The sequence below is a fragment of the Nocardioides iriomotensis genome (assembly GCF_004168035.1).
Lineage (GTDB): Bacteria > Actinomycetota > Actinomycetes > Propionibacteriales > Nocardioidaceae > Nocardioides_B > Nocardioides_B iriomotensis.
On record NZ_SDPU01000021.1, the window covers coordinates 286295 to 312662 of the forward strand.

The window sequence follows — 26368 nt, forward strand, 5'->3', positions numbered from 1 at the left end:
GCGACCCCAGGCCTCCGGGCCGGAACCGAAGGAGTGCACCATGCGCTACGCCATGATGATCTGCGTCGACGAGTCGGAGGCGGGCACGACCACCGAGAGCTCCGATGACAACGGGATGCAGGAGATCTACGCCTGGTTCGAGAAGTGGGCCGGTGCCGGCAAGATCGCCGACGGCGGGGCCGAGCTGCAGAGCGTCAGCACCGCCCGCACGGTGCGTGGGGCGGGCGCGGACCGCAGCGTCACCGACGGACCGTTCATCGAGACCAAGGAGGCCGTCGCCGGGTTCGTGATCCTCGAGGCGGAGTCGCTCGACGAGGCGCTCGAGGTGGCCTCGACCTGGCCCGGCCTGAGCTACCCGTCCGTCGCCGTCGAGGTGCGTCCGACCGTCGACCACTCGGGCGACATGGGCTGACGCCCGGCCCGCCCGCTCAGGACACCGGGTCGACCCGGCTCCTGAGCAGCGCGCGCTCGGCGGTGTTGGTCGCCAGGTCGAGCGCGCGCCGGTCGGCCGCCCGGGCCTCGTCGTCGCGGTCGAGGTCGCGGAGGAGGGCGGCACGGGTGGCGTGGAACAGGCGGTACCCGTCGAGCTCCGCGGCCAGCCCGTCGACCTCGGCGAGCGCCACCGCGGCGCCGCGCACCTTCCAGAGCGCGATCGCGCCGTTGAGCCTGATCACGGGGTTGTCGTCCCAGCCGGCCAGCCGGTCGTAGAGCATCCCGATCTGCGGCCAGTCGGTCTCGTCGTACGACGCCGCCGTGGCGTGCAGCGCGGCGATCGCCGCCTGCGCCTGGAACGGCCCGGGTCGCCGCTTCGCGAGCGCCGCGTCGAGCCGCTCGGTGGCCGCGTCGATGCGGACGGTGTCCCACCGGCTTCGGTCCTGGTCGGCGAGCAGCACGAGCCGGCCCCACCCGTCGAAGCGGGTGGCCGCCCGAGCCTCGTGCAGGTCGATCAGCGCGTGCAGGGCGGCCGCCTCGGGCTCGCCCGGCATCAGCCGGTCGACCAGCCGCGCCAGCTCGAGCGACTCGATGCGCAGCTCGCGGCGCTGGGGCACGTGGGCCGAGCTGGACAGGTAGCCCTCGTTGTAGACCAGGTAGACGACGGTCAGCACCGCGGACAGGCGCGGCCCCAGCTCGTCCGGCTCGGGCACGGCGACCGGGGCGCCCGACTCGCGCAGCAGCCGCTTGGCCCGGGTGATCCGCTGGGCCATCGTCGCCTCGGGGGTGAGGAACGCCGCCGCGATCTCGGCCGTCGTCAGGCCGCACACCGCCCGCAGCGTGAGCGCGACCTGCGAGTCGCGTGGCAGCCGCGGGTCGCAGCAGCCGAACACCAGCGCGAGCCGGTCCTCGTCGTCGTCCGCGTGCGCGGACGGCGGACCTCCGGAAGCAAGCAGCCGGAGCTTCTCCGCGCCGGCCGCGTCACGGCGCGCGCGGTCGACCGCCTTGCGCGAGGCCGTGGTCATCAGCCAGCCGCCCGGGTTGGGCGGCACGCCCTCGCGCGGCCAGTGGTCGAGCGCCTCGACCCAGGCGTCCTGCACCAGGTCGTCGGCCAGGTCGACCGATCCGGTGCGGCGCGCGAGTGCGGCGCGCAGCCGGGGCAGCTCCGTGCGGTAGATGCCGGCCAGCGCCTCGTCCGACCCGCCGGTCACGGCCCACCGCGCAGGCGCAGCCCCCGCGGGGTGACCACGAACCCGGCGTCCTCCAGCGCCCGTCGCAGAACGCCCGCGCGGTCGCTGCCGGCCAGGATGCTGGCGCCGTCGGCCCGCTCCACGGTCAGGCGGCCCAGTGCGCCCTCGCGCACCGCGGCGGCCAGCGCCCCGAGTCCGGAGCCGAGCAGCTCGGGCTCCTCGGTGAACGTCAGCAGGGTCTTGCCGCCGCGCTCGACGTAGACGGCGAGCTCGCCGTCGACCAGCACGACCAGCGCGCCGGCCTTGCGCCCCGGCCGGTGGCCGCTGCCGGCGGCGACCTCGCCGGTCCCGGCGTCCGCCGAGGGCGTCGACGCCCGCTCGGGCCAGGGGAGGGCCGCACCGTAGGGGTTGGCGGGATCGGTGGCGGCCAGCGCGACCGCGGTGTGCTTGGCGTCGCCCGACTCGGCACCCGGGTCGGCGCCCGACTCGGTGCCGGACAGCTCGCGGGAGAACGACCGGAGCCGGTCGACGGCGCCGGGGACGCCGAACTGCGCGGCGCCCAGGGAGCCGACGAAGTACCCACGCCGGCACCGGCCGGACTCCTCGAACGCCGACAGCACCTTGTAGACACCCGCGAACCCGCCCGGCACCCGCTCGCTCATCACCGCGCCGCGCGTCACCACGCCGTGCCGCTCGAGCAGCCCCTCGGCGGCCGCGTGCGCACGCCGCGTCGCGTCGGCCTCGATCTCGGGCAGCAGCGACCAGCGCCCGGCCGCCGTGGCCGGGCCGGTGCGCGAGGGCAGGTCGGGCCGCCGCGGCCGCGACGACGTGCGCGCCCGCGGCGGTGGCCGGCGCGACCGGTGGGCGGTGCGGCCGCCGGACACCAGCGCCCGCACGGGAGCCAGGGTGTCGTTGCTGAGCCGCCCGGACCAGACCAGGTCCCAGAGCGCGGCCTCCATCGACCGGTCGTCGACCGCCTCGCCGAGCACGGTGCCGACCGAGGTGGACAGCTGCCGGAAGAAGTAGGCGCCGCCGCCGGTCAGCGCGAGCTGCACCGCCTCGTGCAGCGGAGTCGACTCCAGGTCGGCGGCCAGCTCCTCGGGGTCGGGGAGCGTGAGGTGGGCGGAGTCGGCGAGGTGCAGCGACACCCAGCCGTCCGTGCCGGGCAGGCTCCCGTGACCGGCCCACACGACCTCGCCGGTCGCGGTCAGCTCGTCGAGCATCGAGGGGTGGTAGTCGACGACCCGGCTGCCGAGGACGAGCGGCTCGAGCGCGGAGGCGGGTACGGCGCAGCCGGCGAGCTGCTCGACCACGGTGAGCACGCCGTCGACGCCGCGCAGCCGTCCGCGCTGCGAGCCTCCGGAGGGGACGACGTTCTGCCAGACGGGCAGGAACCGGCCCAGCGTCGCCGGCTCGACGGGCTCGACCTCCTTGCGGAGCGCCGCGAGCGAGCGGCGGCGGAGCCGGCGCAGCACGTCGGCGTCGCACCACTCGGCTCCGGAGCCGGCCGGCCGGAACTCGCCCTCGAGGACCCGGCCCTGCGACGCCAGCCGGTTGAGGGTCTGGGTCACGACCGCGACCCCGAGACCCAGACGGGTGGCGACGTCGGAGACGGTGAACGGGCCGTGGGTGCGGGCGTAGCGGCCGACCAGGTCGGCGAGCGGGTCCTCGACCGGCTCGCCGAAGACCTCCGGGGTGCCGGGCGGCACCGGGACGCCGAGCCCGTCGCGGAGCCGGCCGACGTCCTCGACCGCGGCCCAGCGCTCGTCGCCGCCGATCCGCACCTCGACGACCCGGCGCGCGTCGCGGAGCAGCTCGAGCCAGCCGGCCGGGTCGTCGGTCGACCGGGCGGCGACCTCGGCCGTCGTCAGCGGACCGAGCAGCCGGAGCAGGTCGGCGACGCCCTCGGCGTCACGCGCCTTGCGGTCGTCGGTGAGCCGCTGCAGCTCGCGCTCGAGCTCGTCGAGGGAGTCGGGGTCGAGCAGCTCGCGCAGCTCGGCCCGGCCGAGCAGCTCGGCGAGCAGGCCCTGGTCGAGGCTGAGCGCGGCGGCCCGCCGCTCGGCGACCGGGTTGTCGCCTTCGTACATGAACGCCGCGACGTAGCCGAACAGCAGGCTGCGGGCGAACGGCGACGGCTGGGTGGTGGCCACCTCGACGGTGCGGATGCGCCGCGCGGCGAGGTCGCGCATCAGGCCGGTCAGCGCCGGCACGTCGTAGACGTCCTGCAGGCACTCCCGCACGGCCTCGAGGACGATCGGGAAGGACGGGTACTTCGAGGCGACCTCGAGCAGCTGGGCGCTGCGCTGCCGCTGCTGCCACAGCGGGGAGCGCCGGCCGGGGTCGCGGCGGGGGAGCAGCAGCGCCCGCGCGGCGCACTCGCGGAACCGGGAGGCGAACAGCGCCGAGCCGCCCACCTCGGTGGTCACGATGTCCTCGATCTCGTCGGGCTCGAACACCACGACGTCGGCGCCCGGCGGCTCCTGGTCGGTCTCGGGGATGCGCAGCACGATGCCGTCGTCGCCGGGCAGCGCCTGGGCGTCGATGCCGTAGCGCTCGCGCAGCCGGACGCCGATCGCCAGCGCCCACGGCGCGTGCACCTGGGCGCCGTACGGCGAGTGCACGACGAGGCGCCAGTCGCCCAGCTCGTCGCGGAACCGCTCGACGAGCACGGTGCGGTCGGTCGGGAGCGTGGTGGTCGCCTCGCGCTGCTCGGCGAGGAACGCCACGAGGTTGTCGGCGGCCCAGTCGTCGAGCCCCGCCTCGCGGCACCGGGCCGCGGCCTCGGCGGCGGGCAGCGCGGAGAGCTCGCGGGTGAACGCGCCGATCGCGGCGCCGAGCTCGGCGGGACGGCCGAGCTGGTCGCCCTTCCAGAACGGCAGCCGGCCCGGCTGGCCGGGCGCGGGGGAGACCAGCACCCGGTCGTGGGTGATGTCCTCGATCCGCCACGAGGTGGCGCCGAGCGCGAAGACGTCGCCGACGCGGGACTCGTAGACCATCTCCTCGTCGAGCTCGCCGACCCGGGAGGCCTTCTCGCCCACCAGGAAGACGCCGAACAGGCCGCGGTCGGGGATGGTGCCGCCGCTGGTGACGGCGAGGCGTTGCGCGCCCGGCCGGCCGCTGAGGGTGCCGGTGACCCGGTCCCAGACGACGCGCGGGCGGAGCTCGGCGAACTCGTCGGAGGGGTAGCGGCCGCTGAGCAGGTCGAGCGTCGCGTCGAAGGCCGAGCGCGGCAGCGTCGTGAACGGGGCGGCCCGGCGGAAGACGGTGTAGAGCTCGTCGGCGTCCCAGTCGTCGACCGCGGTGGCGGCGACGACCTGCTGGGCGAGGACGTCGAGCGGGTTGGCCGGGACGTGCAGCGACTCGATCGCGCCGACTCGCATCCGCTCGACGGAGACGGCCGTGTGGACCAGGTCGCTGCGGTGCTTGGGCAGCAGCACGCCGCGGGACACCTCACCGACCTGGTGGCCGGCGCGACCGACGCGCTGGAGCGCCGAGGCCACCGACGGCGGGCTCTCGATCTGCACGACCAGGTCGACCGCGCCCATGTCGATGCCGAGCTCCAGGCTGGAGGTCGCCACGACGCAGGGCAGCCGGCCACGCTTGAGGTCGTCCTCGATCAGGGCGCGCTGCTCCTTGGACACCGAGCCGTGGTGGGCCCGGGCGATGACGGTCTCCGCGCCGCGGCTGGCGCCGGACTGCGCCATGATCTCCGCCGGTGGCCGCGGGTCGTGCTCCAGCGCGACCTCGGCGCGCTCGGTGGCGATCTCGTTGAGCCGCGCGGTCAGCCGCTCGGCGAGCCGCCGGGAGTTGGCGAACACGATCGTCGAGCGGTGCTGCTCGACCAGGTCGACGACCCGCTCCTCGACGTGCGGCCAGATCGAGCCGTGCCGGTCGGCGGCCGCGGCGGAGCCCTCGCCGGGCTCCTCGGCGACGGCGCCGAGCTCGGTCATGTCCTCGACCGGCACCACGACCTTGAGGTCCCACTCCTTGGTGGACGCGGGCGCGACCACCTCGACCGGGCGCGGGCCGCCGAGGAAGCGGGCGACCTCCTCGACCGGCCGCACGGTCGCGGACAGGCCGATGCGCTGGGCCGGCCGCTCGAGCAGCTCGTCGAGCCGCTCCAGGGACAGCGCGAGGTGGGCGCCGCGCTTGGTGCCGGCGACGGCGTGCACCTCGTCGACGATCACCGTCTCGACGCCGCGCAACGTCTCGCGGGCCTGGCTGGTCAGCATGAGGAACAGCGACTCGGGCGTGGTGATGAGGATGTCGGGCGGCGTGCTCGCCAGCCGGCGGCGGTCGGCCGGCGACGTGTCGCCCGACCGCACACCGACGGTGATGTCGGGGACCGGGTCGCCGAGCCGCTCGGCCGTGTGCCGGATGCCGGTCAGCGGCGCCCGCAGGTTGCGCTCGACGTCGACGGCGAGCGCCTTGAGCGGGGAGACGTAGAGGACCCGGCACCGGGACTTCTTGTCACGCTTGGCCTGCTCCCGGACCTCCCGGCTGATGGTGTCGAGCGACCACAGGAACGCCGACAGCGTCTTGCCGGACCCGGTCGGCGCCACGACCAGCGCGTTGCGGCCGGCGGACACCGCGCGCCAGGCGCCGTCCTGCGCGGCGGTGGGGGCGGCGAAGGCGGCGCGGAACCACGTGCGCGTCGGCGCGCTGAACACGTCCAGCACGTCGTCGGGTCGGGTCTCGTCCGCCATCCCTCCATCCTGCCGGAGCGCACCGACAGGACGGAGGGGAGCGGGCTCAGGGCCGCGCACGGGCGGCCAGCGCGAGCTGCGTCTCCTCCACCAGCAGCTCCATGTTCAGCTGCGCGCCGGCCGTCGCCCCGGCCGCCGCCGACGCACCCACCTGGGCGCTCAGGTCGGTGACGTTGCCGGCCACCCAGACGCCCGGCACCCCGGTGCGGCCGACCGGGTCGGCGGTCGGGACGTGCTCGCCCACGCCCGTCGGGTGCTCGACGGCCTTCAGCCCGAGCCCCGCCAGGAAGTCGGTGCGCGCGACCATCCGCGGGGCCACCACCAGCGCCTCGAGGGCGACGACGGTCCCGTCCCCGAGCCGCACGCCGGTCAGCACGTCGTCCTCGACGACGACCTCGGCGAGCGGGCCCTCGACGATCCGCACGCCGCGGACGGCCAGCTGCGCCGCCTCCTCGCCGTCCGGCACCGGGGCGAGGTGGGTGAACAGCGTGACGTCGTCGCTCCACTGCGTGAACAGCAGCGCCTGGTGCACCGACATCGGCCCGCTCGCGACCACGCCGATCGCCCGCTCGCGCACCTCCCAGCCGTGGCAGTAGGGACAGTGGATGACGTCGCGGCCCCACCGCTCCCGCAGCCCCGGTACGGCGGGCAGCTCGTCGACCAGGCCGGTCGTCACCAGCAGCCGCCGGGCGCGCACGGACCGGCCGTCGTCGAGCGTGACCGCGAAGCCGAGCCCGCCGTCCTCGCCCGGCGCCGGCGTCGCCGCCTCCACGCGGCCGTCGACCACGTGCCCGCCGTACCGGCGGACCTCCTCACGGCCGGTCGCCAGCAGCTCCCGCGGCGGCCGGCCGTCGTGGCCGAGCAGGCCGTGCACCCCCTCGGCCGGTGCGTTGCGCGGCTCGCCCGCGTCGACGACCACCACGGACCGGCGGGCCCGGGCGAGCATCAGGGCTCCGTTGAGGCCGGCGGCTCCTCCGCCGACCACCACCACGTCGTAGCCGTCCAACAGCTTGTCGGTCATGTCGACCACCTCCTGCGACCAGGGTGCGGACTCTTCGCCGGGAATGGCAAACATCGTTGCCGTTGTGGCAAAGTCGGGACCATGAGCGACGACCTGGACACCGCCCTCGACGCCGTCGGCCCCCGCCTCCGCGCGCTCCGGCAGCAGCGCGAGACGACGCTGAAAGACCTCTCCGTCGAGACCGGCATCTCCGTCAGCACGCTGTCGCGGCTGGAGTCCGGCAGCCGCAAGCCCACCCTCGAGCTGCTCCTCCCGCTGGCCCGGGCGCACGGCGTGAGCCTCGACGAGCTCGTCGACGCCCCGCCCACCGGCGACCCCCGGGTGAACCTGCGCGCGGTCACGCGGGGCGGCATGACGATGCTCCCGCTGACCCGGCGCGCCGGAGGCATCCAGGCCTACAAGCTGGTCATCCCGGGTACGCGCCGGACGCAGCAACCGGACCCGCAGACGCACGAGGGCTACGAGTGGATCTACGTGCTCGACGGCCGGCTGCGGCTCGTGCTGGGGGAGCACGACGTGGTGATGAAGCCCGGCGAGGCCGCGGAGTTCGACACCCGGGTGCCCCACTGGTTCGGAGCCGTGGGCGCCGAGCCGGTCGAGATCCTCAGCCTCTTCGGGAAGCAGGGCGAGCGTGCCCACCTGCGGGCGCGGCCGAAGGGAGCGACGCGTTGACCCACCGCGGTACGGCGGCCGTGGTGGCCGCGCTGTGCCTGCTGGTCGTCGTCGTGCTGGGCGTCGTGACCGCCGACGCGCCGCTCGGCGTCGACCGGACGGTCGGTGACGCGCTGTTCGCCGGCCGGTCCGGCGGGCTCGACGCCGAGGTCGCCGACGTCGTCACCTGGCTGGGGTCGGTCTACCTGCTGGTCCCGCTGCTCGTGCTGCTGGTCGCCGTGCTGCCCTGGACCCGGCTGTCGCCGTGGCCGCGGGTGACGTGGTTCCTGGTGGTGTTCGGGCTGGCCGTCCTGTCGCGGATCGTGCTGCAGCCGCTGGTCGGGCGCGAGAGGCCGCCGACCGACACGGTGCTGAGCGACGGGCCTGGCGGCAGCTTCCCGTCCGGGCACATGGTGCAGGTCGTGGCCGCGGCCGGGCTGCTGCTCCTCGTCTACACCCGGCCTCGCTCCGCCGCCCGCCGTACCGCCGTGGTGGTGGCGACCCTCGTCGCGCTGACCGTCGCCTGGTCGCGGCTCGCGCTCGGCGTGCACTGGTTCAGCGACATCGTCGCCGGCACGGCGATCGGGCTGTTCCTCGTCGCGCTGGCGGTGGGGACGGAGCCGAAACGGGGATGATTCCTGTCCGCGGACTGGCCTAGGGTCGGTGTCGTGTCCCAGCCCGTGTCGCACCCCGACCCGACCGCGGCCCCACGCACGTCCTCGGAGGGGCCGCCGTCGCTGATCCGCGCGACCGGCCTGCGCAAGTCCTTCGGTGACTTCGAGGCGGTCCGCGGCATCGACCTCGACGTGCCCGCGGGGGAGGCGTTCGGCTTCCTCGGCCCCAACGGCGCCGGCAAGTCCTCGACGATGCGGATGATCGCGGCCGTCTCCCCGCCGTCCGCGGGGGAGCTGCGCATCCTGGGGCTCGACCCGGCCACCCACGGCCCGCAGATCCGCGCGCGGCTCGGCGTCTGCCCCCAGGAGGACACCCTCGACACCGAGCTGAGCATCCGCGACAACCTCGTCGTCTACGGCCGCTACTTCGGCCTCCCGCGCAGCGAGTGCGCCAGCCGCGCCGACGAGCTGCTCCGGTTCTTCCAGCTCCAGGAGAAGGCCCGCCAGAAGGTCGAGAGCCTCTCCGGCGGCATGAAGCGGCGGCTCACCATCGCCCGGTCCCTGATCAACCAGCCCGACCTGCTGCTGCTCGACGAGCCGACCACCGGCCTCGACCCGCAGGCCCGCCACGTGCTGTGGGACAAGCTGTTCCGGCTCAAGCAGCAGGGCGTCACGCTCGTGCTCACCACCCACTACATGGACGAGGCCGAGCAGCTCTGCGACCGGCTGGTCGTGATGGACAAGGGCGAGATCGTCGCCGAGGGCTCGCCGCTCGCGCTGATCCGCGAGCACTCCACCCGCGAGGTCACCGAGCTCCGTTTCGGGGTCGGCCAGCACGAGTCGCTCGCCGAGCGCATCGACGACCTCGCCGAGCGCGTCGAGGTGCTGCCCGACCGGCTGCTGCTCTACACCGACGACGGCGAGGAGACGCTGGCCCGGGTCCACGAGCGCGGCCTCGAGCCCGCCGCGGTGCTGGTCCGCCGCTCCACGCTCGAGGACGTCTTCCTGCACCTGACCGGCCGGACCCTGGTGGACTGATGACCAGCGTCCACGTCGACCCGGCCCCGGGGCGGATCGAGCGGCTCAACCGGCAGGTCGACTACTGGGTCACGGTCTACAAGCGCACCTGGCGCGGCTCGGTGATCAGCTCGTTCCTGATGCCGTTCCTGTACGTCGTCGCGATGGGCGTGCTGCTCGGCGGCCTCGTCGACAGCGGGGGAGCGTCGCTCGACGGCGCCCCGTCGTACCTCGCCTACATCGCGCCCGGCCTGGTCGCCGCCCACGCGATGCAGACCGCGGCCGGCGAGACGATGTACCCGGTGCTCGGCGCCGTGAAGTGGAACAAGACCTACCTCGGCATGGTCGCCACGCCGCTGACCCCGGCCGACATCGTCACCGCCCACCTGGGCTTCGTGGTCTTCCGCGTGGCCACCGCGTGCGGCGCCTTCCTGCTGGTGCTCGGCGTGTTCGGGCTGTTCACGTCGGTGCTCGGCACGGTGCTGGCGTTCTTCGTGCAGATCCTCATCGGCCTCGCGTTCGGCACGCCGCTCTACGCCTACAGCGCGGGGCTCAAGGACCCGACGCCGTTCGCGGTGATCTTCCGCGTCCTGATCATGCCGCTGTTCCTGTTCAGCGGCGCGTTCTTCCCGGTGTCCAACCTGCCCGACGCCATCGAGTGGCTGGCCTGGCTGTCGCCGCTGTGGCACGGCGTCGACCTGACCCGCATGCTCACCCTCGGCACCGTCGACGGCCCGCTGGCGCTGCTCCACGTCGTCGTGCTCGGCACCCTCGCCGGTGTCGGTTACTGGTGGTCGATCCGCCGGCTGACGAGGAGGCTGATGCACTGATGGCCGTCGTCACCTCCGGCCTCGCCGCCAGCGCCGCCCGCTCGCGCTGGTCGCCCTCGTGGCGCATGGTGCTGCGCAACTACCTGGTGCACCGGCGCAGCAAGGTCTTCTTCCTCACCGGGTTCCTCGAGCCTGTGCTCTACCTCTTCTCGATCGGCATCGGGGTCGGGCAGCTCGTCGAGCCCTTCGAGTTCAACGGCCAGCTGGTGGGGTACGCCGCGTTCGTCGCGCCCGGCATGCTGGCCGCGTCGGCGATGAACGGCGCCGTGCTCGACTCGACGTTCTCGATCTACTTCAAGCTGAAGTTCGAGAAGCTCTACGACGCCGTCCTCGCCACGCCGATGCGCACCGTCGACGTCGCCCGCGGCGAGATCACTTGGGCTCTGCTGCGCGGCGGCGTCTACTCCGTCGGCTTCCTCGTCGTCATGCTGCTGATGGGGCTGGTCGACTCGTGGTGGGCGGTGCTGGCGGTGCCGGCCACGCTGCTGGTCGGGTTCGCGTTCTCGGCGGTGTGCATGGCGCTGACGACGTTCATGCGGTCCTGGCAGGACTTCGACCTGGTCACGCTCGGCGTGATGCCGCTGTTCCTGTTCTCGGCGACGTTCTTCCCGATCACCCAGTACCCCGGCGTGCTCCGCTGGGTCGTGGAGCTCACCCCGCTCTACCGCGGCGTCGTGCTCTGCCGCGAGCTCACCACCGGCGCGGTCACCTGGGCCTCCGCTGTCTCGGTCGTCTACCTCGTCGCGATGGGCCTGATCGGGCTCGCCGTCGTGTCCCGCCGGCTCGGCGCGCTGCTGCTGCGCTGACCGGCACGCAGTGCCCAGAACCGTGCCTCGGCGAGGTTCAACGGGTCACGAACGACGAGCCGCGACCGGCGTGTCGTGTCGTTCGTGACCCGTTTCCTGCCCGACTGCCCCGGCTGCCCGTGACGGTCGCCCGGCCTAGCGAGACAGCGCGGGCAGGGGCGGTGCGAACTCCAGCGCGACCGACGGCTCGTTGTCCGGGATGACGTCGTCCGGCCAGGTGGCGGTGGCGACGTGCTCGGTGCCGTCGAGGGTCACCACGACCCGGTAGGTGAAGGTGTCGCCGGTCAGGGTCGTGGCCTCGTGCGCGGCCCGGTCGCCGAGCAGCCAGGAGACCGACCCCTCCGGCTGGCACCCCGGCTGCCGGCGCGGCACCAGCGTGACGGTGCCGCCGGACGCGTCCCGCACCTCGATCGTCGCGTCGGCCGTGCCCGGCGTCGCCGCGAGGTTGGTGAGGGCCAGCTCGACCCCGTAGCTGTCGAGGGTCCCGTCGTGATCGGCCAGCACCGCCGCCCGCGCGGTCGGCTCGGGCAGCTCGCCACTGGTCGGTGTCTCCCACCGGAACGTCGTGTACAGGTCGCCGCCGCCCTCCTGCGCACCCGCGAGGGTGACGTCGTACCGGCCGGCGAGCCCGACCGGCCGCACCACGGTGACGCCGTCCGGGCCGGGCCGCAGCTCGACCTGCTGGTGCCGGCCGCACCGGTCCCCGGCCGGGCTGAAGTCCGCCGAGAACGTCCAGCCCTCCAGCGGGTACGAGACGCGCACCTCGGCCGGGCTGCCCACGAAGTGCGGCTCCTCGGGCGGTGCGCCGTCGGCGCAGACGTTGACGTAGCAGTAGGTCCAGGGGTCCAGCGACGCCGTGCCTCCGTCGTACGCGATCTCGACCGGCGGGGGTGCGTCGAACCGGTCGGGGCCGCCCGCCTCGTCGGGGCCGGTGCCGCGGACCACGGTGGCGGAGCCGCAGCCGGCCGCGAGCGCGGCCAAGGTCAGGAAGGGCAGCAGGGGCAGGATCGCCCGGCGGAGGGCGGGCGGTCGTCGGGTCACGGCGGTTGGACGTCGCCGCGGCGGGGTCGGTTCCGGTCAGCTCGGGCCGAGCAGCTTCTGGTACCACTCGACGTCGATCCACTGGTCGAACTTGTAGCCGACCTCGCGCATCGTCCCGACGTGCTCGAACCCGACCGCCTTGTGCAGCGCGACGCTGCCGGGGTTGGGCAGCGCGACGAGGGCGACGGCGGTGTGCACGCCGGACTGCGCCATCGTGTCGAGCAGGGCCGGGTACAGCAGCCGCCCGATGCCGCGGCCGCGGACCGACGGGTCGAGGTAGATCGACGTCTCGCGGGTCAGCTCGTAGGCGGGACGTGGCCGGTACGACCACGAGTAGGCGTAGCCGACGACGTCCTGGTCGTCGTCCACAGCGACGAGCAGGTGGTCACCCTCGTGGTTGCCCTCGAGCTTCTCGTGCCAGTAGGCCAGGGTCGGCGGCTCGAGGTCGAAGGTGGCGGTGCTGTTGGCGACCTCGTGGTTGTAGATCGTCGCGATGCCGACCAGGTCGGACTCGACGGCGGGACGGATGGTGACCTCGGATCCCATGGCCTCATCCTTCCAGGCTGCGTCAGACTCTGCGCATGAGCATCGAGCCGGACACCAAGGACTGGACGTGGGTGCTGGAGCGGCCCTGCCCCGAGTGCGGCTACGACGCCCGCACCGTCGAGGCCGCCGAGCTGCCCGCGCGGCTGCGGGAGGCGTCGGCGCCGTGGCGTGACGTGCTCGCCCGCGAGGACGCCGCCGTCCGGCCGGCGGACAACATCTGGTCGCCGCTGGAGTACGCCTGCCACGTCCGTGACGTGCACCGCGTCTTCGACGGCCGGGTCGAGCGGATGCTCACCGAGGACGACCCCGCCTTCGACAGCTGGGACCAGGACGCGACCGCCCTCGAGGGGCGCTACGACGAGCAGGACCCCGCGACCGTCGCCGGCGAGCTCGTTGCCGCCGCCGAGGCCGTGGCCGTCCGGTACGCCGGCGTCGAGGGCGACCTCTGGCGGCGCACCGGCCGGCGCAGCGACGGGGCGGTGTTCACGGTCGACTCGATCGGCCGCTACCACCTGCACGACGTCGTCCACCACCTGTACGACGTGGGGGCCGACGGCTGACGACGGCGGGTCGTACGCTCGACCCGTGCGGCACACGGAGTTCTGGGAGCGGATGGAGCAGGCCCTCGGGTCCGGCGGCTACGCCCGGCACTGGTCCGACCAGCACGTGATCGCCTCGCTCGGCGGGCGCACCGTCTCCGAGGCGCTCGACGCCGGCATGCCGCCCAAGGCGGTGTGGCGCGCGGTCTGGGAGACCCTCGAGCTGCCTGCGAGCCAGCGATGACGCTGCCCGGTTGGGTGACCCGCGGCGTGGGTGGGCTGCGCTGGCCCGACCACGAGGTCGCGCGCGTCCAGCGCCGCACGCTCTCGGTGCTCGTCGTCGCGCAGTCGCTCGGTGGGGTCGGCATCACCATCGGGATCGCGGTCGCCTCGATCCTCGCCGAGGACCTCTCCGGCTCCGAGAGCCTCGCGGGGCTCGCGCAGACCGGCCAGGTGCTGGGCGCGGCGGTCGCGTCCTTCCTCCTCGCCCACCTGATGGGGCGGCGGGGCCGGCGGCCCGGGCTGGTCCTGGGCTACGCCATCGGCGCCGTCGGGGCGGCACTGGCCGTCGTCGCCGGGGTCGTCGAGTCGTTCGTGCTGCTGATCGTGGGCGCCACCCTGCTCGGTGCGACGACGGCGGCCAACAACCAGTCCCGCTACACCGCCACCGACCTGGCCCGGCCCGAGCGCCGCGCCCGCGCCCTGTCCCTCGTGGTGTGGGCGACCACGATCGGGGCGGTCGCCGGGCCGAACCTCACCGGCGTCGCCGGCCGGACCGCGCGCCAGCTCGGCATCCCGGGGCTCACCGGCCCGTTCGTGTTCGGCTTCGTCGGCATCCTCGCCGCCGGCGTGGTCGTCGCGGTGTTCCTGCGCCCCGACCCGCTGCTCGTCGCCCGCCAGGCCGCGATGGCCCGCGGCGCCGCCCCCGTGCTCGCCGGGACGTCGTGGGGCCGGGTCCGCCAGGTGCTCCGGGAGCGACCCGCCGTACGCGCGGGTGTGGCGGCGCTGTCCCTCGCCCACGGCGTGATGATCGCCGTGATGGTGATGACGCCGCTGCACATGCACCACGGGGGAGCGCACCTCCAGCTGATCGGTCTGGTGATCTCGGTGCACGTGCTCGGGATGTTCGCGCTCGCGCCGCTCGTGGGCTGGGCCGCAGACCGCTTCGGCCGGCCGCCGATGCTCACCGTGGGCGCGGGCGTGCTGTTCCTGGCGCTGCTGCTCTCGGGGATGTCCCCGCCGGGCGCGTCGTGGACGATCGGGGTGGGGCTCTTCCTCCTCGGACTGGGTTGGTCGTTCTGCACGGTGGCGGCGTCGACGCTGGTCACCGAGTCCTCTCCGCTCGACGCGCGCACCGACGTGCAGGGCGCCGCCGACCTCGTCATGGGCGTCACCGCGGCGCTCGCCGGCGTCGTCGCCGGGCTGGTGATGGACGGCCTCGGGTACGTCGCGCTCAACGTCTTCGCGGCCCTGCTCGTCACCGGTGTGGCGACGGCGGCCGAGCTCGCGCGCCGTACCGCCGGCCGGTCCGTGGGCTCCGTCGGCGGCCCGCTCCTGTAGCCCCGCGACACGCCCGCGACGCCTTCCCGTGATCGAACACCTGTTCGGCTAGCCTGGGGACGACGCCGGGCCGCGGGATCGTCTTCCCCAGGTCCACAGGCCGGGGTCGAGAACTGTCGGCGGGCCTCCCTAAGGTTCCCGACACGATGAAGAAGACGACACGGTCCGCGCCCAAGCGGACGACCGCACAGACGGGACAGGTGACGGCCATGGCCGGTGCAGACCGCGACAAGGCGCTCGACGCGGCGCTCGCGAACATCGAGCGACAGTTCGGCAAGGGTTCGGTGATGCGCCTCGGCGACGAGACGCGTGCACCGCTCGAGGTGATCCCCACCGGGGCGATCGCGCTCGACGTGGCCCTCGGGATCGGCGGGCTCCCGCGCGGTCGCGTGGTGGAGATCTACGGCCCGGAGTCCTCCGGCAAGACGACGGTCGCCCTCCACGCGGTGGCCAACGCACAGGCGGCCGGCGGCATCGTCGCCTTCATCGACGCGGAGCACGCGCTCGACCCCGACTACGCCAAGGCGCTCGGTGTCGACACCGACGCGCTCCTGGTCTCCCAGCCCGACTCCGGTGAGCAGGCGCTCGAGATCGCCGACATGCTGATCCGCTCCGGCGCTCTCGACCTGATCGTCATCGACTCTGTCGCGGCGCTGGTGCCCCGCGCCGAGATCGAGGGCGAGATGGGCGACAGCCACGTCGGTCTCCAGGCCCGGCTGATGAGCCAGGCGCTGCGCAAGATGACCGGTGCCCTCAACGGCGCCGGCACGACGATGATCTTCATCAACCAGCTCCGCGAGAAGATCGGCGTCATGTTCGGCTCGCCCGAGACCACCACCGGTGGCCGCGCGCTGAAGTTCTACTCCTCGGTCCGCCTCGACGTGCGCCGCATCGAGACGCTCAAGGACGGCCAGGAGATGGTCGGCAACCGCACCCGCATCAAGGTCGTCAAGAACAAGGTCGCCCCGCCGTTCAAGCAGGCCGAGTTCGACATCATGTACGGCCAGGGCATCAGCCGCGAGGGTGGCCTCATCGACGTCGGCGTCGAGGCAGGCCTGATCCGCAAGGCCGGTGCCTGGTACACCTACGAAGGCGACCAGCTCGGCCAGGGCAAGGAGAACGCCCGCACCTTCCTGCGCGACAACCCCGACCTCGCCAACGAGATCGAGAAGCGCATCCTCGAGAAGCTCGGTGTCGGCCCGCAGGTCGACACCGAGGCGCCGGTGAACGTCGAGCCGACCGGCATCGACTTCTGACGGCTCGCCCGTGACCCGACCGACGACCGGTGACGTTCGGCTCGGGGTCGACGCCTGGCTGGGCGGCGCACCCCGACCGGACGATCCGGCATTGCCCGGTGACTCAGCGCGGCCGGACGACCCGGTCTCGCAGGGTCCCGAGGCGGATCCGGAGTCGGTGGCCCGGGCGATCCTGCTCGACCAGCTCACGGGGCGTGCGCGCAGCCGCTCCGAGCTGGCCGACAAGCTCCGCGCCAAGGGCGTGCCCGACGACGTCGCCGGCCGGCTGCTCCACCGGTTCGAGGAGGTCGGGCTGGTCGACGACGAGGCGTTCGCCCGTGCCTGGGTGGAGTCCCGGCAGGCCGGCAAGGGCCTGGCCCGGCGCGCGCTCGCGCAGGAGCTGCGCCGCAAGGGCGTCGACGACGAGGTCGCCCGCGACGTCCTCGACGAGGTCGACCCCGACGACGAGGTGGAGGCCGCGCGCACCCTGGTACGTCGCAAGCTCCGCTCGGTCGCCCGCTTCGACCACCAGGTCCAGGTGCGCCGGCTGTCGGGGATGCTGGCTCGCAAGGGGTACCCCGCCGGGGTCGCGTTCCGGGTGGTGCGCGAGGAGCTCGAGGCCGCCGGCGCGGAGGTCGACGACCTGCCCGACAGCCTCGACGAGGGCTGAACCGGCGCTTTCTTGACCGGCCCTGGGGCGCGACCTAGCCTCGAAGACGCACCACCTCTCCGCCGGGCTGCGAGCGTCCGACGCCCGGTGAACGGCGGACGAGGCTTCACCCACATCAGACACAACGATCCGGCCCCAGGCCGGCCCTGCGCGACCCGAAGCACACCCTGCCTGTTGTCGTTCCTGGTCCTCCGACCCGGCGCGGCGGCCAGCCGTACCTCGTAGCCCGTGCCCGGCGCCCCGCAGGTGGAACAGGAGCCGCCGTCATGGGCACCACGACGCTGACCGAGCTTCTCGTGGGGGTCCTCGGGGTGGTGGTGCTGCTGGCCTTGGCCACGGTGGGGTTCCTGGTCTGGCACCGGCAGCGCTCGGCGACCCGCGAGCACCAGCTCCACCAGGACCTCCACGAGCAGCGCCAGGACCTCGAGCGCCGCGAGCAGCGCCTCGCCGAGCGCGAGCAACGCCTCGACGGCGAGTGGCGCCGGCTCGAGGAGCGCGAGGCCGAGCTGCTCGACGTCGAGGCCGAGCGGCGGCGCGTGCTCGAGGACGTCGCCTGCCTGACCACCGAGGACGCGCGGGCGGAGCTGATGAGCGGGGTCGAGGCCGAGGCCCGGCGTTCGGCGGCGATCCTCGCCCGGGACATCGAGAAGGCCGCCACCACCGAGGCCGAGATGAAGGCCCGCAAGGTGCTCGCGACGACGATCCAGCGGCTCGCGTCGGAGCAGACCACCGAGTCGGTGGTCGCGGCGGTGCACCTGCCCTCCGACGACATGAAGGGCCGGGTGATCGGCCGGGAGGGCCGCAACATCCGGTCGTTCGAGCAGGTGACCGGCGTCAACGTGGTCATCGACGACACCCCGGAGACGGTGCTGCTGTCCTGCTTCGACCCGGTGCGGCGCGAGGTGGCACGGCTGACGCTGGAGGAGCTGCTCGCCGACGGCCGGATCCACCCCGCGCGCATCGAGGAGGTGCACGGACGCCAGGCCGAAGCCGTCGAGGAGCTGTGCGTCCGGGCGGGGGAGGACGCCGCGCTCGAGGTGGGGATCAGCGACCTGCACCCCGAGCTGGTGGCGACGATGGGCCGGCTGCGCTACCGCACGTCGTACGGGCAGAACGTCCTCAAGCACCTCGTGGAGTCCGGGCACGCCGCGGGCCTGCTCGCCGATGAGATCGGGCTGGACCGGGCGTTGTGCGTGCGCGGCGCGTTCCTGCACGACATCGGCAAGGCGCTCACCCACGAGTCCGAGGGGTCGCACGCGCTGGTGGGTGCCGAGCTCGCCCGCCGGTACGGCGAGCCGGAGGACGTCGTGCACGCGATCGAGGCGCACCACAACGAGATCGAGCCTCGCACGGTCGAGGCGGTGATCACCCAGGCCGCCGACGCGATCAGCGGAGCCCGGCCGGGCGCGCGCCGCGAGTCGCTGGAGGCGTACGTCCAGCGGCTGCACAACCTCGAGGAGATCGCGTCGTCGAAGCCGGGGGTCGAGCGGGTGTTCGCGATGCAGGCCGGCCGGGACGTGCGCGTCATGGTGAAGCCCGACGAGGTCGACGACATCGCCGCGCAGATGCTGGCGCGCGACCTGGCCAAGCAGTTCGAGGAGGAGCTGACCTACCCGGGTCAGATCAAGGTCACCGTGATCCGCGAGTCGCGGGCGACCGAAACGGCTCGCTGATGGGCACACCCCGGGGCTGCCGAATCGTCGTCCGCCGCACGCACGACTCGGCGCAGCCGCCGACGGTCACGCACGTCGTCGACGGCGTCCGGCACGCGGGGGAGTCCGTCCAGGGCGCCGCCCGCCGGGCGCTGCGGGAGGCCGGTCTGTCCGGACCCGATCCCTGGGCGGTGGACCTGTCCGGCAAGGTCGCGGTCTTCGCCGTCGACGTGCCCGACGCAACCCGCACCGACCACCTGCGCACCGACCGGGGCGACGAGCAGGTCGCGCGGGCGGTGGCGGTGCCCGACGTGCGGATCGGCTTCCGTCCGCTCGGCCGCGGCGACCTGCCCGACGTGGTCCGCTGGACGGCGGAGCCGCACGTCGCGCAGTGGTGGACCGACGAGGCCGCCGACCTCGACGCGGCGGAGAAGCACTACGGCCCGGCCATCGACGGTGAGGACCCGACCCGGCTCTGGGTGGTCGAGGTCAACGGCCGCTCCGTCGGGTTCGTGCAGGACTACCGGATCGGCGATCACCCGGAGTACGCCGCGCTCACCGCTCGGCCCGACGCGGTCGGCTTCGACTACGCGATCGGCGAGCCGGCCTGGGCCGGTCGCGGCACCGGCACCCGGATGCTGTGGCAGTTCCTCACCGAGGTGGTCCGCCCGCACCACCCCGACGCGCCGCAGTACTTCGCGGCGCCCGACCACCGCAACGCCCGCTCGCTCCGCGTCCTCGACAAGCTCGGCTTCACGCGGGGACTGTGGTTCGACGAGCCGCAGCCGGGCGGCCGTGTCGACACGGTGGTGGGCTGCGAGCTCGACGTGCGGCGGTACCTGGGTCGCTAGGGACCGCTGTCCGCGACGTGGCCCGGGTCGACTTGTTACCCGTGGGTAATCTAGGCTCCCGGCATGGCCACGACGTCCCCGGTGATGAGCCTCTACCAACGCACGACCCGGCTGCCGCAGGGCCGGCGGGTGTTCTCGCTGCTGTTCAGCCTGAAGGCGCCGTACTTCGCGAGCGTGCGGCCGCGGTTCGTCGAGCTGCGGCCCGACTACGCCGAGCTCGTCGTGCGCAAGCGCCGCGGCGTGCAGAACCACATCGGCACGGTGCACGTGATCGCGATCTGCAACGGCCTCGAGGCCGCGATGGGCGCGCTGGCCGAGGTCAGCGTCCCGCCGCACAAGCGCTGGATCCCCAAGGGGATGGAGGTGTCCTACACCGCCAAGGCCACCAGCGACATCACCTGCGTCGCGGAGACCGACCGCGCGCAGTGGACCGGCGACGATCCCGACGTCCCGGTGCGCGTCCGGGGCGTGCGCGACGACGGGACGGTCGTCGTCGAGGGCGTCATCCGGTTGTGGGTGACGGAGAAGCCGGCTCGCTGAGCCCCGCTCACGCCTCCCCGCCGGTGCTGGGCGCACCGACGACGGAGACCTCGAGCTGCTTCTTCTCGCCGACGAGGCGGTGCTGCACCCAGGTGGCCACCCAGGTGAGGACCAGGTTCGAGGCGATGTACAGCGAGGCGACGACCAGCACGGTCTGGAGCTGGTTGCCGAACTCGGTGTAGATCTGCTTGCCGACGAAGGTCAGGCCGGGCGCGGTGATGTAGTAGCCGAGGCTGGTGTCCTTCAGCGCGACCACGCACTGGCTGATGATCGCCGGGAGCATGATCTTCACGCCCTGGGGGAGCAGCACGATGGTCATCACCTGCGTCTTGCGCATGCCGATGGCGTACGCCGCCTCGCCCTGGCCGTGCGGCACCGCCTGGATGCCCGCCCGGAACACCTCGGCAAGCACCGACCCGTTGTAGAGCGTGAGCCCGAAGACGACGGACCAGTAGGCGCCGAAGCCGTCGCCGACGCCGAACGCGTAGAAGATGAAGATGATCAGCAGCAGCAGCGGGACGGCGCGGAAGAACTCCACCACCAGCCAGCACGGCCACCGCACGAAGCTGTGGTCGGAGAGCTTGCCGGCACCGAAGACGAGGCCGAACACGACGGCGAAGATGATCGACAGGAACGCCATCTGCAGCGTCTTGAGCAGACCGTCGACCAGCAGCACCTGGATGTAGGCCGGGGTGACGAACGGCTCCCACAGCTCGTAGGCGAACTGGCCGGTCTCCCACATCCGCCAGACGATGAGCCCGAGGAGGGCGAGGAGCACCACCGCGCCGATGACGCCGTACAGGCGGTGCCGGGCGCGGGTGCGCGGGCCCGGGGTGTCGAACAGGACGCTGCTGCTCATCGGGTCACCCTCCAGCGGCGCTCGAGACTGATCGCTCCCGCCGACATGATCTCGACGATGATGATGTAGCCGATGGCGAAGGTGATGAAGATCAGCCAGCGGTCGTCGGCGTTGTTGTTGGTGAGACCGCGCATCCGGGCGGTCGCCTCGGCGAGGCCGAAGGCGGCGGCCACCGAGGTGTTCTTCGCCAGCGCGATCAGCACCGAGGCCAGCGGCGGGACGGTCGCGCGGAACGCCTGCGGCAAAACCACCTGGGTCATCGTGGCGCCGAAGGTGAGGCCGATCGCGCGCGCGGCCTCGGCCTGACCGAGGGACACCGAGTTGATCCCGGCGCGGATCGCCTCGCAGACGAAGGCGGAGGTGTAGATCGTCAGCGCGATCACGCCCTTGACCAGGAACGGCGTCTTGACCAGCAGGTCCAACGTCGGCGCGGCGATGAAGACGAGCACGAAGATCACCAGCAACGGCGTGTTGCGCACGATCGAGACGTAGACCGTGCCGAACCTCGCCAGCACGGCCACGGGGCCGACCCGCATGGCGGCCAGCAGGGTGCCGAGCACCAGCGAGGCGAGGCCGGAGAGCACCGCCAGCTGGATCGTGACCCAGAAGGCGTTCAGGACCAGTCCCGGGTCGTTCGCGATGTCGTCCACGCCGTGCCACCTCCTCTACAACTCGTCGTCAGGTCGTGCTGTCGTGCTGCGGCCCGTCGTACGGCGCCGGCGTGACGCCGTACGACGGACCGCGAGGTCGTGCGAGCGGGGCTCAGGCCTCGCAGGCGTCGAACTCCGGCGGCTCCGGCGTGTCCACACCGGACTCACCGAGCGTGGCCTTGAACGCCGACTCCCAGTCGCCGTTGTCGTAGGCCTCGTTGATCGTGTCGCTGATCCACTGGCACATCTCCGGGCTGTCCTTGCTGTAGCCCACGCCGTAGCGCTCCTCGGAGAACGGGTCCACCACGACCTTGAGGTCGTCGGGGTGCTCGGCGACGTAGCCGAGCAGGATCGCGCCGTCGGTCGTCATCGCGTCGACGGTGCCGTTGAGGACCTGGTCCACGCACTCGGAGTAGGTGTCGAACCCGCGCGGCGTGGCGCCCTCCGCCTCGATGTTGTCCAGCGAGGTGGAGCCGGTGACCGAGCAGACCTCGGTGCCCTTGACGTCGTCGAGGCTGTCGATGTCGCTGTCGGCGGGCACCATCAGCTGCTGGCCGGTGACGTAGTACGGACCGGCCTGCCCGACGATCGCGCGGCGCTCGTCGGTGATGGAGTACGACGCGATGACGAGGTCGACCTCGCCCTCCTGGAGGAACGGCTCGCGGTTGTCGGAGATCGTCTCCTTCCAGGTGATGTCGTCCACCGGGATGCCGAGCGAGGCGGCCAGGATCTTGCCGATCTCGGGGTCGAAACCGACCGGGATGTCGTCGGTCGCGCCCTTGAAGCCGATGCCGGGCTGGTCGTACTTCACGCCGATGGTGACCTCGCCGCTCTCGGCGAGCTCCTTCATCTTGGTGCCGTCGTCGAAGTTGTCGGCGGCGTTCTCGGCGACCTCGTAGTCGCCACCCTCGGTGGCGGTGTCAGTGCCGGCCTCACCGCACGCGGCCAGGCTCAGCGCGAGGCCGACACCCGCGGCCGCGGCAGCGGCACGGGTCCTCATGATTCGCATCTCTGGTTTCTCCCTTGGTTGTGGCCCGAGGTCCCCCGGGGCCAGGTGGTGGTGCGCTCTGCGGGGACAGGTCGAGGGACCCTCAGTGCTTGAGGATCTTGCTGAGGAAGTCCTGGGCGCGGCCGGACTGAGCGTTGCTGAAGAACTCGTCGGGGGTGTTCTCCTCGACGACCTGCCCATCGGCCATGAACACGACCCGGTCGGCGGCCGTCCGCGCGAACCCCATCTCGTGGGTGACCACGACCATCGTCATGCCGCCCTGGGCGAGGTCGACCATGACGTCGAGGACCTCCTTGATCATCTCCGGGTCGAGCGCGGAGGTGGGCTCGTCGAAGAGCATCACCTTCGGCTCCATCGCCAGCGCCCGCGCGATCGCCACGCGCTGCTGCTGGCCGCCGGAGAGCTGGGCGGGGTACTTGTCGGCCTGGTTGCCGACGCCGACCCGGTCGAGCAGCTGCCGTGCCTGCTTCTCGGCGGCGGCCTTGTCGGTGCCGCGCACCTTGATCGGGCCGAGGGTGACGTTCTCGAGGATCGTCTTGTGGGCGAAGAGGTTGAAGGACTGGAACACCATGCCGACCTCGGCGCGGTGCGCCGCCAGGGCCTTGCCCTCCGCCGGGAGGGGCTTGCCGTCGAGGGTGATGGTGCCCTTGTCGATCGTCTCGAGCCGGTTGATCGTCCGGCACAGCGTCGACTTGCCGGAGCCCGAGGGGCCGATCACCACGACGACCTCGCCCCGGGCGATCGACATGTTGATGTCCTGCAGGACGTGCAGCTCGCCGAACCACTTGTCGACGTGGTCGAGCACCACCAGAGGCTCCGTCATGCCACAGGAACCTAGCCTGGCTCGGTCCCGTCTGACCATCCGGCCAGGGCCGGGGCGGCGCAGCGTTGCCATACCGTGACCAGCGGTGTGACCAGCGTCGCCGCGGTGGCGCTGTGCTTGAATCACGGCACCCGATCCCGACGCACGAGGAGGCACCCGTGGCCCCCAAGCTCCCGATCGACCCGAAGCGAGCCTTCCTGGAGCTGAGGAAGGCCCGCGACCTCGCGCTGGCGTCCGCCAAGGACCCGCGCGGGACGACGGAGAAGGTGGTCGAGCAGACCCGCGGCGCGGTCACGCTCGGCCGTCACCTCGTCGAGGGGGTGGCCGGCCAGGTCCGCGGGCAGGTCGACAGGCGGCGCGGTGGGAGCCGCCCCGCCGCCGAGGCCCCGCGTGTGGAGACCCCTCCGCGCGCCCCCGAGCCGGAGAAGCCGGAGCCGGCCGCGAAGAAGGCCGCGAAGAAGGCCGCGAAGAAGGCCCCGGCCAAGACGGCGGCGAAGAAGGCGGCGAAGAAGACCCCGAGCCCGGCCGACGTGGCGAAGAAGGCCCCGGCGAGGAAGACGCCGGCCACGAAGGCCGCCGCCAAGAAGAAGCCGGCGAAGAAGGCCGCGGACACCTCGGCTCCGGCTGCGAAGGCGGCCTCGGCGCCCGGCGACAAGCTGCCGCCGCGCGCCACCACGGAGCCGACCCCGCCGCCCCCGCCGCGCGAGGTCGAGCCGAACCCGGAGGCCGACCCGCCGCGCGGCGAGGGCTGACGAGGCCGCCCTCGCTCAGTCCTTCTGCCGGAGGAACCGGGCGTACTGCGCCGCGACCTCGTCGGCCGTGACCTCCCGGTCGAGGAACATCAGCGTGTCCATGCGGCAGTTGCACGGGTTGCGCTCCGACGCGTTCTGCGGGAACGACCCGCCGACCTTGAGCCCGCGCGGGTTCGTGGCCGAGGTGCCGGTGCCGTCGATCTTCCACGGGTCGTTGCTCGCGGTGTAGAACCCGTCGAGCGGCAGGCCGTTGCGGTAGAGCGCCATCTCTCCCGTGGTGTAGTCGAACGTCGCCGCGAGGTGCACCCACTCACCGTTCGGCAGCAGGTCCTGCCAGGGCTGCGAGGCGGCGAACGTCTGCGACGACCCCGTGTCGATCCGCCTGCCGAGCGCGACCAGCTTGAGCTCGCCGTTCACCTGGATGAGCTCCAGCAGCGCCCGCACGCCGTGCCCGTCGGAGTTGCCGCTGAGCACGCCGGCGAGCCCGACGGCGTTGTAGCCGGGTGTCGGGTTGTTGCCGGTCATCTTGAACCAGCCCATGACGGTGATCCCGTCGGCTCCGTTGAACCGCGACAGGGACTCGGCACCGTTCGCGTCGGCGTCCCAGAAGCCGGCCTTCCACGGCAGGGCACCGGTCGCGGCGTCCGCGCTGCGGAGCTGCAGGGCGTTGCGGGAACCGGGGTAGGCGCCGTCGTCGACACGCATCTGGTCACCGCCGTTGACCAGCTTGAGCAGGGTGCGCGAGGCGCCGCGGTCCTCCTCGTTGCTGTCGTCGGCCGCGAACGGGTGCTCGAAGTCGTACTGCGCGACCACGTCGCCGCGCATCGACGGCTCGACCTCCTGCGGGACCGGCGCGTTCCTGGTGCCCACGACCTTCCAGATCGTCCCGTTGGCCTTGGCCAGCAGGTAGAGGTTCCGGTGGGCGTCGGTGCCGAAGCGCAGGTCGATGCGGCCGTCGCCGACGAGGTCGGGCATCCGCACGCGCTTCCCGTCGGTGGTGAACAGCTGCATCTCGCGCACGGTCGCCTCGCGGTCGAGGTCGTCGCGCATCTGGGCGGCGTCGGTGTAGAACACCTTGCCCTCGACGAGGTCGCCGAAGACGTACTTGCCGTAGAGGCCGGGCAGGTCACCGCGGTGCACGAGCCCGCCGGAGATCGCGTGGCCCGAGTCGGCGTTGCAGCTCCAGTTGGCCGGGGTGTCGTGGGCGTACGACGCGACCGGGAAGTCGTAGCCCTTGGCGGCCTGCTCCGGGGTCATCGGGTCGAGCCGGCACTGGGTCTCGTTCTGGTAGTCGAGCCGCGACTCGACGTCGGGCCAGCCGAAGTCGTCACCTCGGTCGACCTCGTAGACCGCCTCGATGGCGCGCTGGCCGATGTGGCCGAGGTACATCTCGTGCTTGCCGCCGGCGTCCCAGCTGAACCGGTGCGGGTCGCGCATCCCGATGGCCCAGATCTCGCCGATCGCGCCGTCCTGACCGGCCCAGGGGTTGGTCGCGGGGATGCCGTACTGGCCGTTGGGACCGTTCGTGCCGAGCGGGTCGATCCGCAGGATCTTGCCGGCGGGCGTGGAGAGGTCCTGCGGGACGTCGCTGCGGACGCCGTTGCCGCCGTCGCCGACGGCGAGGTAGAGCAGGCCGTAGTCGTCGTCACCGGGCTTCGCGGTCGGGTTGAAGTCGATCTGCTGGATCGCGTGGATCTGCTCGGTGAAGCCGAACCGGAACAGCTCCCGGGAGGTGCCGCTGAACGTCTCGGCCGACGGGTCGGTCGCCGTCCACTCGGTCACGACGCTCTGCACGAAGGCGTTGGGCTGGTTGGGGTACGTCGGGGGCTTGGTCGCGATCGCGTCCCGGTCCTCGGTGTGGACGGTGTAGAACTTGCCGTTCTTCGCGAACTCCGGGTGGAAGGTGACGAAGCCGAAGCCCGATCCCATGCCGCGGCCGGAGAAGAAGTCCGGGAACTGCGCCTTGACGTCGAGGTAGCGGGTCTCCTCGCCGTCCCGCAGCAGGTAGAGCGGCCCGTTCAGGTCGGGGACGTACAGGCGGCCGGAGCCGTCGGGCACCTCGCCGATGTAGTTGATCCGGTTGTGCCGCATCAGCCGGGCGTCGGTGGGTGCCGGTGTCGGGTCGGACTTCGGGAGCTGGGCGTACTCCTCGAGGACGAGCCCGAGCGTGGAGGGCGTCGGGGCGGGTGGGATCGGCGGGGCGCCGGGTCCGGCGGCGGTGGCGGTGGTCGTGGCGGTGAGCGGGGTCAGGGTCGCGGCGGCGACGGCGAGCGTCGACGCTACGGCCCACCAGCGGTTTCTGCGCATGGCGGAGCAGCCCTCCCTGAGGACGGGTGGATGGGATGGATGGGTGTGGGTGGTGGTGAGGTGGTGA

25 protein-coding genes are annotated in these 26368 nt (G+C 72.9%); 15 read left to right on the forward strand and 10 right to left on the reverse strand.

Annotated elements, in window-relative coordinates; translation table 11 throughout:
* The first annotated feature begins 40 nt into the window (after nucleotides 1–40).
* Nucleotides 41–412: a YciI family protein gene (locus tag ETU37_RS10690; RefSeq protein ID WP_129987288.1), complete on the forward strand. Its 372-nt coding sequence runs from the start codon at nucleotides 41–43 to the stop codon at nucleotides 410–412.
* A gap of 16 nt (nucleotides 413–428) precedes the next feature.
* Here ETU37_RS10690 and ETU37_RS10695 read toward each other — a convergent pair whose 3' ends face one another.
* Genes ETU37_RS10695 through ETU37_RS10705 form a run of 3 tightly spaced genes read right to left on the reverse strand, consistent with a single transcriptional unit; the run spans nucleotide 429 to nucleotide 7349 of the window.
* Nucleotides 429–1643, reverse strand: coding sequence for an RNA polymerase sigma factor (locus ETU37_RS10695; protein ID WP_165372486.1), 1215 nt, complete (start codon nucleotides 1641–1643; stop codon nucleotides 429–431).
* Nucleotides 1640–6328 (reverse strand): ATP-dependent helicase, encoded by a 4689-nt coding sequence (locus ETU37_RS10700; protein ID WP_129987289.1) that lies wholly within the window; start codon nucleotides 6326–6328, stop codon nucleotides 1640–1642. Before ETU37_RS10700 ends, ETU37_RS10695 begins: the two co-directional genes overlap by 4 nt.
* A gap of 46 nt (nucleotides 6329–6374) precedes the next feature.
* Nucleotides 6375–7349 (reverse strand): NAD(P)/FAD-dependent oxidoreductase, encoded by a 975-nt coding sequence (locus ETU37_RS10705; RefSeq protein WP_129987290.1) that lies wholly within the window; start codon nucleotides 7347–7349, stop codon nucleotides 6375–6377.
* A gap of 81 nt (nucleotides 7350–7430) precedes the next feature.
* On the opposite strand from ETU37_RS10705, the gene ETU37_RS10710 reads away from it, so the two are divergent.
* The 5 genes from ETU37_RS10710 to ETU37_RS10730 are packed head-to-tail and all read left to right on the forward strand — an operon-like array spanning nucleotide 7431 to nucleotide 11267.
* Nucleotides 7431–8021 (forward strand): helix-turn-helix domain-containing protein, encoded by a 591-nt coding sequence (locus ETU37_RS10710; RefSeq protein ID WP_129987291.1) that lies wholly within the window; start codon nucleotides 7431–7433, stop codon nucleotides 8019–8021.
* Complete coding sequence (locus tag ETU37_RS10715; protein ID WP_165372487.1) at nucleotides 8018–8635, forward strand: phosphatase PAP2 family protein; 618 nt, start codon at nucleotides 8018–8020, stop codon at nucleotides 8633–8635. The genes ETU37_RS10710 and ETU37_RS10715 overlap by 4 nt, the downstream gene beginning before the upstream one ends.
* A 33-nt stretch (nucleotides 8636–8668) precedes the next feature.
* Nucleotides 8669–9652, forward strand: coding sequence for an ABC transporter ATP-binding protein (locus ETU37_RS10720; protein ID WP_420819104.1), 984 nt, complete (start codon nucleotides 8669–8671; stop codon nucleotides 9650–9652).
* On the forward strand, nucleotides 9652–10461 hold the full coding sequence (locus ETU37_RS10725; RefSeq protein ID WP_129987293.1) for an ABC transporter permease: 810 nt from the start codon (nucleotides 9652–9654) through the stop codon (nucleotides 10459–10461). The genes ETU37_RS10720 and ETU37_RS10725 overlap by 1 nt, the downstream gene beginning before the upstream one ends.
* Nucleotides 10461–11267, forward strand: a complete 807-nt coding sequence (locus ETU37_RS10730; protein WP_129987294.1) for an ABC transporter permease — start codon at nucleotides 10461–10463, stop codon at nucleotides 11265–11267. The genes ETU37_RS10725 and ETU37_RS10730 overlap by 1 nt, the downstream gene beginning before the upstream one ends.
* A 135-nt stretch (nucleotides 11268–11402) precedes the next feature.
* Here the strand turns inward: ETU37_RS10730 and ETU37_RS10735 are convergent, their stop codons facing one another.
* Together ETU37_RS10735 and ETU37_RS10740 are read right to left on the reverse strand one after the other, a co-directional pair.
* The gene (locus ETU37_RS10735; RefSeq protein WP_129987295.1) at nucleotides 11403–12308 is read right to left on the reverse strand and encodes a hypothetical protein; all 906 of its coding nucleotides are present in this window, start codon (nucleotides 12306–12308) and stop codon (nucleotides 11403–11405) included.
* Between the two features lie 36 nt (nucleotides 12309–12344).
* Entirely contained in the window at nucleotides 12345–12854 is a 510-nt protein-coding gene (locus tag ETU37_RS10740; protein ID WP_129987296.1) for a GNAT family N-acetyltransferase, read from the reverse strand.
* 35 nt (nucleotides 12855–12889) lie between these two features.
* On the opposite strand from ETU37_RS10740, the gene ETU37_RS10745 reads away from it, so the two are divergent.
* The 8 genes from ETU37_RS10745 to ETU37_RS10780 all read left to right on the forward strand — a co-directional run bounded on the left by ETU37_RS10745 (nucleotide 12890) and on the right by ETU37_RS10780 (nucleotide 19901).
* Complete coding sequence (locus tag ETU37_RS10745) at nucleotides 12890–13414, forward strand: DinB family protein (RefSeq protein ID WP_129987297.1); 525 nt, start codon at nucleotides 12890–12892, stop codon at nucleotides 13412–13414.
* Between the two features lie 25 nt (nucleotides 13415–13439).
* Entirely contained in the window at nucleotides 13440–13637 is a 198-nt protein-coding gene (locus ETU37_RS10750; RefSeq protein ID WP_129987298.1) for a DUF3046 domain-containing protein, read from the forward strand.
* Nucleotides 13634–14953, forward strand: coding sequence for an MFS transporter (locus ETU37_RS10755; RefSeq protein WP_129987299.1), 1320 nt, complete (start codon nucleotides 13634–13636; stop codon nucleotides 14951–14953). Before ETU37_RS10750 ends, ETU37_RS10755 begins: the two co-directional genes overlap by 4 nt.
* A gap of 209 nt (nucleotides 14954–15162) precedes the next feature.
* Nucleotides 15163–16209: a recombinase RecA gene (gene recA / locus ETU37_RS10760; protein WP_129987300.1), complete on the forward strand. Its 1047-nt coding sequence runs from the start codon at nucleotides 15163–15165 to the stop codon at nucleotides 16207–16209.
* A gap of 91 nt (nucleotides 16210–16300) precedes the next feature.
* A complete protein-coding gene (locus ETU37_RS10765) occupies nucleotides 16301–16858 on the forward strand; it encodes a regulatory protein RecX (RefSeq protein WP_240755667.1) in 558 nt (185 codons plus the stop codon).
* Nucleotides 16859–17124: 266 nt separating this feature from the next.
* Nucleotides 17125–18531 carry a ribonuclease Y gene (rny, locus tag ETU37_RS10770; protein WP_129987302.1) on the forward strand — a complete coding sequence of 469 codons (1407 nt, stop codon included), beginning with the start codon at nucleotides 17125–17127 and terminating at the stop codon, nucleotides 18529–18531.
* Nucleotides 18531–19361, forward strand: coding sequence for a GNAT family N-acetyltransferase (locus tag ETU37_RS10775; RefSeq protein ID WP_129987303.1), 831 nt, complete (start codon nucleotides 18531–18533; stop codon nucleotides 19359–19361). Before rny ends, ETU37_RS10775 begins: the two co-directional genes overlap by 1 nt.
* 63 nt (nucleotides 19362–19424) lie before the next feature.
* Nucleotides 19425–19901 (forward strand): hotdog fold domain-containing protein, encoded by a 477-nt coding sequence (locus tag ETU37_RS10780; protein ID WP_129987304.1) that lies wholly within the window; start codon nucleotides 19425–19427, stop codon nucleotides 19899–19901.
* Nucleotides 19902–19908: 7 nt separating this feature from the next.
* On the opposite strand, the gene ETU37_RS10785 is transcribed toward ETU37_RS10780, so the two are convergent.
* The 4 genes from ETU37_RS10785 to ETU37_RS10800 form a co-directional block, all read right to left on the reverse strand.
* The gene (locus ETU37_RS10785) at nucleotides 19909–20760 is read right to left on the reverse strand and encodes an amino acid ABC transporter permease (protein ID WP_129987305.1); all 852 of its coding nucleotides are present in this window, start codon (nucleotides 20758–20760) and stop codon (nucleotides 19909–19911) included.
* On the reverse strand, nucleotides 20757–21410 hold the full coding sequence (locus tag ETU37_RS10790) for an amino acid ABC transporter permease (RefSeq protein WP_129987306.1): 654 nt from the start codon (nucleotides 21408–21410) through the stop codon (nucleotides 20757–20759). Before ETU37_RS10790 ends, ETU37_RS10785 begins: the two co-directional genes overlap by 4 nt.
* Nucleotides 21411–21522: 112 nt before the next feature.
* Complete coding sequence (locus ETU37_RS10795) at nucleotides 21523–22410, reverse strand: glutamate ABC transporter substrate-binding protein (RefSeq protein ID WP_165372488.1); 888 nt, start codon at nucleotides 22408–22410, stop codon at nucleotides 21523–21525.
* Nucleotides 22411–22501: 91 nt separating this feature from the next.
* Entirely contained in the window at nucleotides 22502–23242 is a 741-nt protein-coding gene (locus tag ETU37_RS10800) for an amino acid ABC transporter ATP-binding protein (RefSeq protein WP_420819105.1), read from the reverse strand.
* Between the two features lie 158 nt (nucleotides 23243–23400).
* On the opposite strand from ETU37_RS10800, the gene ETU37_RS23470 reads away from it, so the two are divergent.
* The gene (locus ETU37_RS23470; RefSeq protein WP_206053854.1) at nucleotides 23401–23994 is read left to right on the forward strand and encodes a hypothetical protein; all 594 of its coding nucleotides are present in this window, start codon (nucleotides 23401–23403) and stop codon (nucleotides 23992–23994) included.
* 15 nt (nucleotides 23995–24009) lie between these two features.
* Here ETU37_RS23470 and ETU37_RS10810 read toward each other — a convergent pair whose 3' ends face one another.
* The gene (locus tag ETU37_RS10810; protein ID WP_129987309.1) at nucleotides 24010–26301 is read right to left on the reverse strand and encodes a PQQ-dependent sugar dehydrogenase; all 2292 of its coding nucleotides are present in this window, start codon (nucleotides 26299–26301) and stop codon (nucleotides 24010–24012) included.
* Nucleotides 26302–26368 lie beyond the last annotated feature (67 nt).

What these genes read in the sequence shown, in the direction of transcription:
- ETU37_RS10690 (WP_129987288.1), top strand. Translation starts at nt 41, where the DNA reads ATGCGCTACGCCATGATGATCTGCGTCGACGAGTCGGAGGCGGGCACG.
- ETU37_RS10700 (WP_129987289.1), bottom strand. Translation starts at nt 6,328, where the DNA reads ATGGCGGACGAGACCCGACCCGACGACGTGCTGGACGTGTTCAGCGCG.
- ETU37_RS10705 (WP_129987290.1), bottom strand. Translation starts at nt 7,349, where the DNA reads ATGACCGACAAGCTGTTGGACGGCTACGACGTGGTGGTGGTCGGCGGA.
- ETU37_RS10710 (WP_129987291.1), top strand. Translation starts at nt 7,431, where the DNA reads ATGAGCGACGACCTGGACACCGCCCTCGACGCCGTCGGCCCCCGCCTC.
- ETU37_RS10725 (WP_129987293.1), top strand. Translation starts at nt 9,652, where the DNA reads ATGACCAGCGTCCACGTCGACCCGGCCCCGGGGCGGATCGAGCGGCTC.
- ETU37_RS10730 (WP_129987294.1), top strand. Translation starts at nt 10,461, where the DNA reads ATGGCCGTCGTCACCTCCGGCCTCGCCGCCAGCGCCGCCCGCTCGCGC.
- ETU37_RS10740 (WP_129987296.1), bottom strand. Translation starts at nt 12,854, where the DNA reads ATGGGATCCGAGGTCACCATCCGTCCCGCCGTCGAGTCCGACCTGGTC.
- ETU37_RS10745 (WP_129987297.1), top strand. Translation starts at nt 12,890, where the DNA reads ATGAGCATCGAGCCGGACACCAAGGACTGGACGTGGGTGCTGGAGCGG.
- ETU37_RS10755 (WP_129987299.1), top strand. Translation starts at nt 13,634, where the DNA reads ATGACGCTGCCCGGTTGGGTGACCCGCGGCGTGGGTGGGCTGCGCTGG.
- recA (WP_129987300.1), top strand. Translation starts at nt 15,163, where the DNA reads ATGGCCGGTGCAGACCGCGACAAGGCGCTCGACGCGGCGCTCGCGAAC.
- rny (WP_129987302.1), top strand. Translation starts at nt 17,125, where the DNA reads ATGGGCACCACGACGCTGACCGAGCTTCTCGTGGGGGTCCTCGGGGTG.
- ETU37_RS10775 (WP_129987303.1), top strand. Translation starts at nt 18,531, where the DNA reads ATGGGCACACCCCGGGGCTGCCGAATCGTCGTCCGCCGCACGCACGAC.
- ETU37_RS10780 (WP_129987304.1), top strand. Translation starts at nt 19,425, where the DNA reads ATGGCCACGACGTCCCCGGTGATGAGCCTCTACCAACGCACGACCCGG.
- ETU37_RS10785 (WP_129987305.1), bottom strand. Translation starts at nt 20,760, where the DNA reads ATGAGCAGCAGCGTCCTGTTCGACACCCCGGGCCCGCGCACCCGCGCC.
- ETU37_RS10795 (WP_165372488.1), bottom strand. Translation starts at nt 22,410, where the DNA reads ATGAGGACCCGTGCCGCTGCCGCGGCCGCGGGTGTCGGCCTCGCGCTG.
- ETU37_RS10800 (WP_420819105.1), bottom strand. Translation starts at nt 23,242, where the DNA reads ATGACGGAGCCTCTGGTGGTGCTCGACCACGTCGACAAGTGGTTCGGC.
- ETU37_RS10810 (WP_129987309.1), bottom strand. Translation starts at nt 26,301, where the DNA reads ATGCGCAGAAACCGCTGGTGGGCCGTAGCGTCGACGCTCGCCGTCGCC.